The organism is Microbacterium sp. B35-04 (assembly GCF_010634885.1).
Lineage (GTDB): Bacteria > Actinomycetota > Actinomycetes > Actinomycetales > Microbacteriaceae > Microbacterium.
This window is the reverse complement of the sequence record NZ_MWLP01000020.1, coordinates 75,467-88,363: the sequence shown is the minus strand read 5'-3', so window position 1 is coordinate 88,363 and position 12,897 is coordinate 75,467. Positions and strand designations below refer to the sequence as shown.

Genomic DNA, 12,897 nt, shown 5'->3' with positions numbered 1-12,897 from the left:
ACCGCACCGCCGAGCGCCCCGTCGGGGCGACCCGGAACACGCTCGAGGCATGACCGACCCCGCTTACGCGGACGGCACCGCCTCCCCACCTGGAGAACCCGACATGACCGCTCCCACCCACGAAGGCAACGTCGCCTCGACAGGACCGCAGTCTCCCAGCCCCCTTCAGAAGACGGCATCCGTCATCGCCCTCGGATTCCGCAGCCCGCGGCTGTGGATCCTCATCGCACTGGTCGTGGCCATCTCGGCCGGTGCGCAGGCGATCGGACCGATCGTCATCCCTCTCGGCATCGCGTCGGTGACGCTCCTGCCGATGATCTGGGGCATCACCGCAGGCGCCCTCGTCTCGGGCCAGCGTCTCAAGCCGCTGCCGATCGACCTGCAGCAGGCGGCCACCGTGATCATGGGCGTCGCCGTGCTCTTCCTCTGCGCGCGCCTGTCGTTCACGATCGGCCCGAACATCCCGCTGCTCCTGCAGGCCGGCCCCGCGCTGCTGCTGCAGGAGGTCGGTCACCTGTTCGGCACCATCGCACTGGCGCTCCCGCTCGCGGTGCTGCTGCGCATGGGGCCGGCGACCGTCGGCGCGACCTTCTCGATCGACCGCGAGGGCTCGTTCGCGATGGTGAGCGAGCGCTACGGCTCCGACTCGCCGCAGTACCGCGGAGTGCTGTCGATGTACGTCTTCGGCACCATCTTCGGCGCCGTCATCGTGAGCCTCATCGCCTCGATCGCCGCTTCGCTCGGCATCTTCGACCCGCTCGCCCTCGCCATGGGTGCGGGCGTCGGCTCGGGATCGATGATGGCGGCCGCGGCATCCGTCATCGTGTCGGCCCACCCCGACATGCAGGACCAGGTGCTCGCGCTCGCCGCCACCTCGAACCTGATCACGGGGGTGCTCGGCATCTACATCGGGGTCTGGGTGTCGCTGCCGCTCGCCGACCGCTTCTACAAGCTGCTCACCCGCAACAAGGACGCGGCGCTGCCGGGCCGCCGGTCGAAGGCCAAGGGCGCCATGCCGACCACGGCGGTCAGGACCGTGGCCGAGACGGTGCTCGAGAAGCCGAACGTGCGCGTGCCGCTCTGGGTGTCGCTGCTCATCATCGGGTTCGCCGGACTCGTTGTCGCTGCGATCGCGGCGAAGGGCTTCTCGTGGGACATGGTGATCGCGTACCTCGTGATGGGTGCACTGGTCGCGGGCGGAATCGGGCTTGCCAAGGTGACGCGCGGCAAGGTGCCGGCGATCATCGTCGTGATGACGGTGGGGGCGTTCCTCACATCGCCGATCTCACCCGTCGCCGGGTGGTTCACGACCGTCTCGGACACCATCGACTTCCTCTCGCTCATCACCGTGATGCTGACGATCGCGGGCTTGAGCCTCGGCAAGGACCTGCCGATGCTCAAGAGCATCGGCTGGAAGATCATCCCCGTCGGGACGGTCGCCATCACGGCGTCGTTCATCCTCTCGGCGATCGTCGCCGAGTTCGCGCTGGGACTGTGGGGCTGATGACCGGCACCGCCGTCCAGGTCGAGCGCGGGGTGTACACCTCCGCGCTCGACCTCTTCTCGATCGGCATCGGCCCCTCGAGCTCGCACACCGTCGGCCCGATGCGCGCGGCCGCCGACTTCCGCGACCGTCTCGCCGACGGCGGGATGCTGGCAGCCGTGGTCCGGTTCGGGTGCCGCCTCGACGGCTCCCTCGCCGCGACGGGAGTGGGACACGGCACCCCGGATGCCGTCATCGCGGGCCTCCGCGGACACCGCCCCGAGACCGTCGATCCGGCGGTCGTCCACGGCGCGTGGGCGCTTCTCGACGCCGGCCGTGCGCTCGACATCGGTGGCGTGCGGTTCACACGCGACGACCTGACGTTCGCGCCGCGCGAGCGTCCGCATGGGCACCCGAACTCCCTCACGCTGCGCGCCGAACTCGCCTCGGGCGACGTCGTCGAGGAGACGTACCTGTCGGTCGGCGGGGGCTTCATCCGGCGTCTCGGGGAGCCGGTCGTGGCCGATGCGGCGGGGCCGCGTCCGGTGACGCCGAACGCGCCCACCTTCCGCAGCATGCGGGAGCTGCTCGACCTCTCGCGTGGACGCAGCATCGCCGACGTCGCCTGGGAGGCCGAGGTCTCCGTGCACGGAGCGGTCGCGGCCCGGCGCGGGCTCGATGCGATCTGGACGGCGATGCGGGCGTGCATCGAGCGCGGCCTCCACTCCGACGGCGTACTGCCGGGTGGCCTGCGCGTGCCGCGCCGAGCGGCGGCCGCGTGGAACCGGCTCGCCGAACGCGGTGAGTCGACGGATGCCGCGGAGGCGGTGTCCATCTATGCGCTCGCGGTCAACGAGGAGAACGCGGCGGGGGGACGGGTGGTGACCGCGCCGACGAACGGCGCCGCCGGCGTACTCCCCGCAGTGCTCTACCAGTCGGTCGCGGCCACCGGGTTCGACCTGGAGCTCATCCGGCGGTTCCTGCTGACGTCGACGGCGATCGGATCGATCATCAAGGCAAACGCCTCCATCTCGGGCGCCGAGGCGGGATGCCAGGCGGAGGTGGGAAGCGCCTGCGCGATGGCGGCCGCCGGGCTCACGGCCGTGCGGGGCGGCACGCCCGCGCAGATCGAGAACGCCGCCGAGATCGCGATCGAGCACCATCTCGGCCTCACGTGCGACCCGGTGTCGGGGCTCGTGCAGATCCCGTGCATCGAGCGCAACGCGGTGGCCGCGTCGACGGCGATGACGGCGAGCCGCCTGGCGCTGCTCGGCGACGGCAGCCATATCGTCGACCTCGACACCGCGATCGAGACGATGCGCCAGACCGGCGCCGACATGTCATCCCGGTACAAGGAAACGAGCGCGGCGGGGCTCGCCGTCAACGTCGTCGAGTGCTGAGCGCGACGGCGAGCCTGCGCTCCGCCGCTACCCCTCCAGCACCGCCAGCTGCTGCGTCGCGCGCGTCATCGCGACGTAGCGGTCCACCGCACCCTCGATCGCTTCGCCGAAAGCCGCGGGCTCGACGAGCACGACGAAGTCGAACTCCAGGCCCTTCGCGAGCTCGGGCGTGAGCGACCGCACGCGCTCCTCCGGCACGAACGACGCGTCGCCGATCACGACGGCGGTGCCCTCCGGATGCCCGGCGAGCCAGTCGCCGAGGATCGCGTCGCGCTCCACCACCGCGGCGCGCAGCACGGCGACGCCGCTCGAGCGGATCGACGTGGGCACGTTGGCGTCGGGGATCGCGGCGCGGATCACGGGCTCGGCCTCGGCCATGACCTCGCTCGGCGTGCGGTAGTTGATCGTCAGGGAGGCGATCTCCACGTCCGTGAGGCCTGCCTGCTCGAGTCGTTCCTGCCACGACTCGCGGAACCCGTGCCGGGCCTGGGCCCGGTCGCCGACGACCGTGAAGCTGCGCGACGGGCAGCGGGCCAGCAGCATCCGCCATTCCGCGTCCGTCAGCTCCTGCGCCTCGTCGATGACGATGTGCGCGAACGGCCCCGCGAGCAGGTCGGGGTCGGCCGCGTCGAGCACGGATTCGTCGACGAGGCTGTTGCGCAGATCCTCCCCGTCGAGCCACTGCATCATCTCGTCGCCCGCCTCCTTCAGCCGTTCGACGACCTGCGACATGTACTCGCGTTCGCGCGCGAGCCGCGCGTCGCGCTGCCGCCGACGCAGCGATGCCGCGGGGTCGCCGAGCCGACGCCGGGCGGCATCGAGCAGCGGCAGGTCCGACGTGGTCCAGTCCGTGGCGACGGTGCGCTGCAGCGCGTCCACCTCGTCGGGCGTGAGCCATGGAGCGCATCGGCGCAGGTAGGCCGGGACGCTCCAGAGGTCGGAGACGAGAACGGATGCCTCCACCAGCGGCCAGGCGCGGGCGAAGACGCGTGTCAGCTCCTCGTTGCGGGCGAGCGCTCGGCGCAGCTGATGCAGCGGCACCTCGTCGCCGTCGGCCTGGTCGATGAGGATGTCGAGCACCGTCTCCCACACCTGGTCGCGAGCCTCGTTGTGCGGCGTGCCGGGTTCGGCCGACGCGAAGGCCTCCACCCAGTCCTGCCGGCTCAGCCAGAGCTCTCCCCACGGCGTCTCGATGAGGAGCGGCTCTGCCGGCGGCTCCTCGTACAGGCGGACGGCCGGCTCGATCGCATCGATCATGCGACCGTCTGCCTTGAGACGTGCGACAGCGGAGTCCGACTCGACCGCAGCGGTCGAGCCCTCCGCGACGAGGTCGCGCAGCGTGCAGGTCTGCACGCTGTCTTCTCCGAGGCTCGGGAGCACATCCTCGACGTACGAGAGGTACGCCGGACTCGGACCGACGAACAGCACGCCCCCGCGGCCCTCCCCGAGGTGCGGGTCAGAGTAGACCAGATAGGCGGCGCGGTGCAGCGCGACCACCGTCTTGCCGGTCCCGGGTCCGCCGTCGACGACGAGGGCGCCGCGCGAACCGGCGCGGATGATCGCGTCCTGGTCGGCCTGGATCGTCCCGAGCACGTCCCGCATGCGCGGTGAGCGGCTCGCGCCGAGGCTGGCGATGAACGCTGACTGATCGTCGAGGGCGGCGTTGTGGTCGAGCCCCTCGGCGGTGAACACCTCATCCCAGTAGTCCGTCACCCGGCGTCCGGTCCACCGGTAGCGGCGGCGGCTCACGAGCCCCATGGGCTGGGCATGGGTCGCGGCGAAGAACGGCTCGGCCGCCGGCGTGCGCCAGTCGACGAGCAGTCGCCGGCCCGCGGCATCCGTGATTCCGAAGCGGCCGATGTAGACGGGCTCCGAGCCGTCGGCGGGCACCATGCGGCCCAGGCACGCGTCGACGGTGAAACGGCGCAGCACCCGCAGGCGCGCGGAGAGCCGGTGGATCTCGAGGTCGCGCTCGAGGGCGCCCTGACCGTGTCCGCCGGGCTGTCGGCGCAGCGTATCGAGGCGGTCCTCGATCCCGGCGATGGACTGGGTGAGGCTCTCGGACAGGGCGGCGAAGTGCTGCTCGTCGTCGCCGATGAGGACGGGATCGGACTTGGCGGAGAGACGTTCGGGCAGGCGGAAAGGGCTGGTCTGGATGGGGTTCACGGCATCTGCTCCTGGCGGATTTCGCGACGTGGTGTTCTGTGGGGGAGGGTCGAGGAGGCGTCGCGATCGACAAGTATGCGCCCCCAGGGGGCCCTTGCCGCAAGGCCCCCTCCGGCCGTTATCCTGGTAAGGGCAGGGAGTTGCACGAGGCGGACGGGGAGGTCCGTGACAGCACCCCGTACGAGGCGGATTTCGCCGGCGTTCGTGATGCGCGCGTGCGGTCGTCGTGGGCCGGCGGCGCCCGCTATGCAAGCAACGTGCCCGGGCGGAGCCCCAGCGTCCATTCGGCGACGTCCGAGACGAAGTGCTCATAGGGCGCCTGTGAGGACTCGCCGCTGTTGTTGACCGACGCGCTCTGGCCGTCGACGGCCATCAGGATGCGCGTGCCCGCGACGTGCGGATCGACGTCGGCGAACTCGCGCGCGGCGAGGCCCTGCTCGATGATGTCGACGATGCCGGCCTGGTTGAGCGCCTCCTCCTCGACGAGCGCCTCGTTCAAGGCAGGGCTGAAGCGCGACAGGTGGCGCGCGTTCAGCCAGAGACGCGCGAGATCCCAGGATTCGTGGCTCTCGTACCCGGCGACGAGCCGCGCCAGCCGCTGCGTCGCGGTGCCGTCGAGGTGGAAGAGCTGTGCGCGCTCACCCGAGGCCGCGCGGGTGAATGCGGCGACCACCAGGTCTTCTGCGGCGGGGAAGTAGTGGGTGATCAGGCCGGGGCGCACGCCGAGCCGGTCGGCGACTGCACGCAGCGTGATGCGCTCGAGGCCCTCGGTGAGGGCGATGTCGGCGGCCGCCGCCAGGATCTCCTCCCGGCGCTCCTCGGGACGCTTGCGCACCCGCCGAGCATCGCCGCTTGACACCATGCGGCCCATGCTATTGGATGTGTGACCAATAACCTATTGTTCGAGCGACCAATAGGGGCACCATCCCGAGAGCAACGAAGCCGCGGCCCGACGACCTGGTCAGGTCCGCCCGAGAGGATCACCGTGTCACAGCAGCCGCAGACCGCGCAGGCATCGCCGCCGCAGACGGAGTTCGTGGATGCCGCGAACCAGCCGGAGACGCGGGGCATCGAGCTGATTGGGGCGGGCGAGCGCCACGGCCGCGCTCGCGATCTATTCTTCGTCTGGGCGGCGCCGAGCGTCAGCATCCTGAACTTCACCATCGGCGCGACGCTCGTGCTGCTCGGACTCGAGCTGTGGCAGGCGGTGCTCGTCGTGATCGCCGCCTCGGCGCTGTGGGTGCTGCCGGGCACGATCGCAATCAGCGGGCCGGCGGCCGGCACCTCGGGCTCCGTCATCACGCGCGCCATCTACGGCATCATCGGCAACAAGCCCGTCGTGGCCTTCACCGGGTGGCTCATCGGCGCGGTGTTCCTCGCCCTCAACTGGCTCGCGTCGTCGTTCCTCGGCGCGGGTCTGCTCGCCGGAATGGGGCTCACCGACCCGGTGGTCGTGCCGATCGTCGTGACCCTCGTCATCTCGGCGCTCACCGTGCTCGTCGCCGTGTACGGCCACGCGCTCATCCTGCGCGTGTACTCGTGGCTCGCCGTCGTGCTGGCCGTGATCTTCGTGACCGTCGCGGCGTTCCTCCTGCCGCAGGTCGATCTGGCGTTCCAGCAGCCCGAGCCGCTCTCGGGCGTGCCGCTGTGGTCGGCGATCACGATCGGCTTCACGATCATCGCGTCCGGCCCGATCTCGTACATCAACAGCCCCGACATCGCCCGCTACCTTCCGCGCTCGACCAAGGCGTCGCACATCATCGCCGCGACGGCCCTCGGCGGCGCGCTGCCGGGCATGGTCTTCACCGTGGTGGGCGCGCTTCTCGCGACCGCGGTGACGAGCGAGGCGATGGATGCCGGCATCGAGTCCGCGCTCCTGGGCCTGCTGCCCGGCTGGCTCGGGCCGGTGCTCGTCATCGGCGTGATCGCGAACACGATCGCCCTCAACGGCATGACGACCTACACCTCGAGCATGGCGCTGCAGGCGATCGGCCTGCCGATCCGCCGCATCCCGGCCGCGATCGTCGTCGGCCTGATCGGCACCGCGCTCACCGTCTACCTCGTGCTGTCGACGAGCCTCCTGGATGCCGTCAACCTCATGCTGCAGTTCCTCGTCATCGTCTCGGCACCCACGATGGCCGTGTTCGTCGCCGACGTCGTGCTGCGCCGTGGGCGCTACGACGGCGCCGACCTCTTCGACGAGGAGCGCGGCGGCCGCTTCTGGTACAGCGGCGGCTGGAGCATTCCCGGCGTGGCGGCCGTGCTCATCGGCGGCACGGCGACCGCGCTGTGCCTGTCGACCGAGGTCTGGACCGGACCCATCGCCGAGAGCCTCGGCTATGTCGATCTCTCGGTGCCCGTCGGGATGGCGGTGTCGGTGCTCGTCTACACGGTGCTGCTGCGCACGCCGCTGGGCAAGGCGGGGAGGCCCGCCGCGAGCTGAGGGCTGCCTCCCCCCTCACAGCGCCCTTCCGCCGATGGCGGGAGGGCGCTGCGCCGTTCGTCAGGACGCCGGGCGCTCGCCGGCGAGTGCCTTCCGCAGGAGAAGCACGCTTCCACAGGAGGTTGGAACGATCCAACCTCCTGTAGAAGGCCGGTTGACCTGTTGGAGGACAGGGGAAGCAGGGAGGGGAAAGCCGGGGAACGGATGCCGCCGGATCCGCCCGTGGACGGACCCGGCGAGCCCGCACGGTACTTTTGAACCCTGGTTCACCAGCCGCGGACACGGGAGGGGCGACGATGCCGGACCTCGATCCCTCGTCCGTGCGCGCCCACGGCACGGCGGCGAACGCCGGTCCCACGGCATCCGATGACCCCGTGGTCTCGCAGCGCCCCGCGGTAGCCCTCGGGCGGGTGGCGATCATCGGCGACGGCCGGGTCGGGCGGTCCATGGCGGCGGCGCTCCGGACCGCGGGGCTCGACGTCCAGGGCCCGCTCGGACGGGGCGCGACCGGCGACACGGCCGACATCGTGCTGCTGGCCGTTCCGGATGCCGAGATCGGCGCGGCCGCGCACCTCATCGCACCCGGCCGCCTGGTGGGGCACTTCTCGGGCGCGTCGACACTCGAGCCGCTCGCACTGCATGAGGCGCTCAGCATCCATCCCCTCATGACCGTGGCGGGCGACCGTGCCGCATTCGACGGCGTGCCTGCGGCCGTCGCGGGCTCCACGCCTCGCGCGCTCGCGGCTGCCGCGGCCATCGCGCGGACCCTGGGCATGACGCCGTTCGAGGTCGCCGACGCCGACCGGGCCGCGTATCACGCGGCGGCGTCGATCGCGTCGAACTTCCTCGTGACGCTCGAGGGCTTCGCGGAGGAGCTCGCCGAGACCGCCGGAGTGCCGCGCGATGCCCTCGCTCCGCTCGTGCGCGCGACGGTGGAGAACTGGCGGGTGCAGGGTGCGGCATCCGCCCTCACCGGCCCCATCGCGCGCGGCGATGATGACACGGTCGCCCGCCAGCGCACGGCGGTGGCCGAGCGGATGCCGCGGCGCCTCGCCCTCTTCGACGCCCTCGCCGACGCGACACGCGACCTCGCGGCGACGCGCACACCTGCCGACGCCCGCGACCTCGCGGTGACCCGCGACCCCGTCGTGCCGGACGACCTCGCGGCGACGCGCACACCCGCCGACGCCCGCGACCTCGCGGCCGACGCAGCCCCCGGGGAGGAGTCGTGGTGACCGTCGTCCGCACGATCGCCGACCTGCGCAGCGCGCTGCGCGATCGACGCAGCGGCCGCATCGGCCTGGTGCCGACGATGGGCGCCCTGCACGAGGGGCACCTCACGCTCGTGCGCGCCGCCCGCGCCGACAACGACACCGTCGTGATGTCGATCTTCGTGAACCCCGCGCAGTTCACCGAGCAGGCAGACCTCGCCGCCTACCCGCGCACCGAGGAGCGTGACGTCGTGCTCGCAGACGAAGCGGGTGTCGACGTGGTCTTCGCGCCGGACGCCGCCCAGATGTACCCCCTCGGCTTCTCGACCACCGTGAGCGTGACCGGTCCGGTCGCCGAGACCCTCGAAGGCGCCCAGCGCGGCCGCGCGCACTTCGACGGCGTCGCGACGGTCGTGACGAAGCTGCTGCTCGCCGCGCTGCCGGATGCCGCCTACTTCGGCGCGAAGGACGCGCAGCAGGTCGCCGTGCTCCGGCGCCTGACCGCCGATCTCAACGTGCCGGTCGAGCTCGTCGTGTGCCCGACCTCGCGCGACGACGACGGACTCGCGCGCTCGAGCCGCAATGCGCGGCTGTCGCCCGACGAGCGTGCACGGGCGCTCGCCATTCCGCGCGCGCTGCAGGCGGTGACGGATGCCGCAGGCTCCGGCATCCGTGATTCCCGCGCGCTGCGCGACCGGGCACTGGACGTGCTCGCCGAGGGGATGATCGCGCTCGAGTACGTCGCGTTCGTCGACCCCGAGACCTTCGAGCCGGTTCCCCTCGTGGATGGCCCGACCCTCGTGGCCATCGCCGCGCGCGTCGGCGCCACCCGGCTCATCGACAACACCGTGATCGACGCAGGAGGTTCGTGATGCGCCCGCAGGTGACGCTTCGGCGGCTGGAAGAGATGAAGGCCGGCCATGAGCCCATCGTGATGGTCACGGCCTACGACTACCCGACGGCGCGCGTCGCCGAGCGGGCCGAGGTCGACATGGTGCTCGTCGGCGACTCGGGAGCGCAGGTGGTGCTCGGCTACGAGTCGACGGTGGCGGTCTCGGTCGACGAGATGCTGGTGCTCGCCCGCGCCGTGCGCCGCGGCGTCACGTCGGCGTTCGTGGTGTGCGACCTGCCGTTCGGCTCGACCGAGGTGTCGGACGAGCAGGCCGTCGCGACGGCGGTACGGTTCGTCCGCGAAGCGGGCGCCGACGCCGTCAAACTCGAGGGCGGCGGCGAGGCGCGGCTGAGCCGCATCCGCGCGATCGCCGCGGCCGGCATCGCCGTCGTCGCGCACGTGGGGCTCACCCCGCAGACCGCGGTCGCGCTGGGTGGGATGCGCGCGCAGGGACGCACGGCCGATTCCGCCGCGCGATTCGCGCGCGAGGCGGTCGCCGTGCAGGAGGCCGGCGCGAGCATGCTCGTGGTCGAGGCGGTGCCGGCCGCGGTCGTCGACGTCGTGCTGCCCGCCCTCGACATCCCGGTGATCGGCATCGGCGCCGGCCGCGCCGACGGCCAGGTGCTCGTGATGCACGACCTCCTCGGCATCACCGAGGGCAAGACCGCAGCGTTCGTCAAACGGTTCGCAGCCGTCGGCGACGAGATGGCGGGCGGCGTCGCGGCGTACGCCGCCGAGGTGCGCGGCGGCGTCTTCCCGGGACCCGAGCACGGGTACAGCGCGAACGAGGCCGCGGTCGCCGCGGCGCGCGAGGCGCTTGCCGGGAACTCGACGGACTGACGCCCGTCAGCGGGGCGCAGGGCCCGTCGACTCGCGCCAGATCACGCGGTGAATCTGTTGGGGCTCGGACGGCACGGCCTCGCTGCGCAGCGCCGCGATGAGCCTTGTCATCGCGCGTGAGCCCAAACCCTCGAGGTCGACCTCCACGCTCGTCAGTGCGGGACTCATCAGGCGACCGAGCTGCTGGTCGTCCCATCCGGTGACGCTGAGGTCGTCGGGCACGCGCCACCCGCGATCCATCGCAGCGCGGATCGCACCGGCGGCCACCAGGTCGTTCGCCGCCATCACAGCGGTCGCCCGGTCACGGTCGGGCATGCTGCGCACAGCGGCCATTCCGGATTCCGCCGACCAGTCGCCCTCGATCACGCCGGTCGATTCCAGCCCGAGCGATCCAACCGTCTCGAGATAGGTGTCGCGCCGGGCGCGGGCCGAGGCGAACTGCAGGTCGCCGGTGATGTGGAGGAACCGGCGGTGGCCGCGTTCGGCAAGGCCCCGGATCAAGTCGACCAGGGCTGAGGCATCCGCCAGCTCCCCGATGCCGCGCATCTCATCGTCGAAGTCGGCCGATGCGACGATCGGGGTCCCGCTGGAGGCCTGCAGCTCGAGCGAGGCGAGCACGGGGGCGAACGAGACGATGCCGTCGACCTGACCGGAGTCGGCCAGCTCGGCCACGCGCTCCGTCCGCTCCTCCGCGCCCCCCTCGATGGCCAGCACCTCGACCGCGTAGCCGACCGCGTGGGCGGCCGCGCTCGCGCCGGCGAGCATGCGTGCCGGACTGTAGGCGAGGGTCGGCACGACCACGGCGAGCCGACCGGTCCGGCGCGTCCGCATCGAGCGGGCGACGAGGTTCGGACGATAGTTCAGCTGTTCGACGGCGGCCTGAACGCGCGCTTTGGTGGCGGGCTTGAGCCCATCGGGCGCGCGGAAGTAGCGCGAGACGGTCTGGTGCGAGACATCGGCGAGCCGGGCGACCTCCATGATCGTCGGCCGGCGGGGTGGTGCGGTGTCGGTCACGAGCGCCTCCTTCGACATCCATGTTGACACAGATTGTGAACCTTCACTATTCTTGCTCTCGCCCGAGTGATCGATCACTAAGTGAAGGTTCACTCGACAGTTTCCCTCGCGATCAGCGTTCCGAAAGGACAAAGATGTTCACACGCAGAAAGGCGAGCGCCGTCGGCGCCGTGGCGATCGTCGCCTTCGCCACCGCACTCGCCGGCTGTGCCGGCTCAGCCCCCGCCGGCGAAGCCGCAGCCACCTATGACCCGGACGAGGAGGTCACCCTGGACTTCGCATTCTGGGGAAACGACGTCCGTGCCGAGATGTACAACGAGGCGATCGCCGCGTTCAACGAGGAGTACCCGAACATCACCGTGAACTCGACCTTCCTGGCGTGGGACGAGTACTGGGAGAAGCGCCAGACCGAGGCCGCCGGCAAGAACCTCCCCGACGTGTTCCAGATGGACATGACCTATGTTCGCCAGTACTCCGAGAACGGGCTGCTGCTGGACCTCACGCCCTACGTCGGCGACATCGTCGCCACCGACGGCTACGACGAGAGCGTGCTCAACATCGCATCGATCAACGACACGATCGCCGGCATGCCCGTCTCGACGAACGCGATCGGAATGTTCGAGAACGTGGTCCTCACCGACCAGGTCGGCGTCGCGCCCTTCGCGGGTGGCGACTGGGAGGCGTACGACGAGTGGCTGCACGAGGCCCGGGATGCCGCCGAGGCCGCGGGACTCGAGGTCTGGGGCGGTGCCGACCCCACCAGCTTCATCCAGCCGTTCGAGCTCGTGCTCCGCTCCGAGGGCAAGTCGGTCTTCACCGAGGAGGGTGAGGTCGGCTTCACCGAGGAGGACCTCGCCGACTTCTGGAATCGTGGCGCCGGGTTGCGCGAAGACGGCGTCGTCACCCCGCAGCAGCGGATCCTGGAGGTCTCTCCCAAGGGCGCCTTCGACTCCGCGCAGGCGCTCACCGAGATCGTGTGGGACAACTTCGGCGCTCCCTACAAGGCGAACCTCGGCGAGGCGTATCCCGACCTGAACCTCGTCGCGCCTCCTGTCACGGAGGAAGGAGCCAAGGACCTGTACAAGAAAGCCGGCATGCTGATCTCCGCTGCGGCGAGCACGGAGCACCCCGAGGCCGCCGCCCTGTTCACCGACTTCCTAGTGAACAGCCCCGAGGTGGGCGCCATCTTCGGGACGAACCGAGGGATGCCGGCATCCCAGACTCAGCTCGAAGGCGTTGAGCTCGACGACACCGCCCAGCAGATCATCGACTACGAGGAGTCGATCGCCGACCGCATCGGCGACGCCCCGCCGGTGCCGATCGTCGGCTACGGCTCGGTCGAGGCCAAGTTCAAGGCGCTCGGACAGGAACTCGGGTTCGGCACGATCACGGTGGACGACGCGGTCGACCAGCTCTTCGCCGAGATCGACGTCATCGTCAACCAGTAG

10 protein-coding genes are annotated in these 12,897 nt (G+C 71.0%); 7 read left to right on the top strand and 3 right to left on the bottom strand.

What is annotated here, in order from left to right; translation table 11 throughout:
* The first annotated feature begins 49 nt into the window (after positions 1-49).
* A complete protein-coding gene (locus tag B1729_RS05945; RefSeq protein ID WP_239526032.1) occupies positions 50-1,504 on the top strand; it encodes a DUF3100 domain-containing protein in 1,455 nt (484 codons plus the stop codon).
* Positions 1,504-2,883: an L-serine ammonia-lyase gene (locus B1729_RS05940; RefSeq protein WP_163618732.1), complete on the top strand. Its 1,380-nt coding sequence runs from the start codon at positions 1,504-1,506 to the stop codon at positions 2,881-2,883. The genes B1729_RS05945 and B1729_RS05940 overlap by 1 nt, the downstream gene beginning before the upstream one ends.
* A gap of 27 nt (positions 2,884-2,910) precedes the next feature.
* On the opposite strand, the gene helR is transcribed toward B1729_RS05940, so the two are convergent.
* Together helR and B1729_RS05930 are read right to left on the bottom strand one after the other, a co-directional pair.
* A complete protein-coding gene (gene helR / locus B1729_RS05935; protein ID WP_163631277.1) occupies positions 2,911-5,049 on the bottom strand; it encodes an RNA polymerase recycling motor ATPase HelR in 2,139 nt (712 codons plus the stop codon).
* Positions 5,050-5,293: 244 nt separating this feature from the next.
* The gene (locus B1729_RS05930; protein WP_204260125.1) at positions 5,294-5,911 is read right to left on the bottom strand and encodes a TetR/AcrR family transcriptional regulator; all 618 of its coding nucleotides are present in this window, start codon (positions 5,909-5,911) and stop codon (positions 5,294-5,296) included.
* Between the two features lie 123 nt (positions 5,912-6,034).
* Between B1729_RS05930 and B1729_RS05925 the strand changes: the two genes are divergently transcribed.
* From B1729_RS05925 to panB, 4 genes are all read left to right on the top strand, one after another.
* Positions 6,035-7,492 (top strand): cytosine permease, encoded by a 1,458-nt coding sequence (locus B1729_RS05925; protein ID WP_204318873.1) that lies wholly within the window; start codon positions 6,035-6,037, stop codon positions 7,490-7,492.
* Positions 7,493-7,788: 296 nt separating this feature from the next.
* Positions 7,789-8,727: a Rossmann-like and DUF2520 domain-containing protein gene (locus B1729_RS05920; RefSeq protein ID WP_163631275.1), complete on the top strand. Its 939-nt coding sequence runs from the start codon at positions 7,789-7,791 to the stop codon at positions 8,725-8,727.
* On the top strand, positions 8,724-9,575 hold the full coding sequence (panC, locus tag B1729_RS05915; protein ID WP_163631273.1) for a pantoate--beta-alanine ligase: 852 nt from the start codon (positions 8,724-8,726) through the stop codon (positions 9,573-9,575). Before B1729_RS05920 ends, panC begins: the two co-directional genes overlap by 4 nt.
* Positions 9,575-10,435 (top strand): 3-methyl-2-oxobutanoate hydroxymethyltransferase, encoded by an 861-nt coding sequence (panB, locus tag B1729_RS05910; RefSeq protein ID WP_163631271.1) that lies wholly within the window; start codon positions 9,575-9,577, stop codon positions 10,433-10,435. The genes panC and panB overlap by 1 nt, the downstream gene beginning before the upstream one ends.
* Positions 10,436-10,441: 6 nt before the next feature.
* Here the strand turns inward: panB and B1729_RS05905 are convergent, their stop codons facing one another.
* On the bottom strand, positions 10,442-11,449 hold the full coding sequence (locus B1729_RS05905) for a LacI family DNA-binding transcriptional regulator (protein ID WP_163618738.1): 1,008 nt from the start codon (positions 11,447-11,449) through the stop codon (positions 10,442-10,444).
* Between the two features lie 134 nt (positions 11,450-11,583).
* Between B1729_RS05905 and B1729_RS05900 the strand changes: the two genes are divergently transcribed.
* Entirely contained in the window at positions 11,584-12,897 is a 1,314-nt protein-coding gene (locus B1729_RS05900) for an extracellular solute-binding protein (RefSeq protein WP_163618739.1), read from the top strand.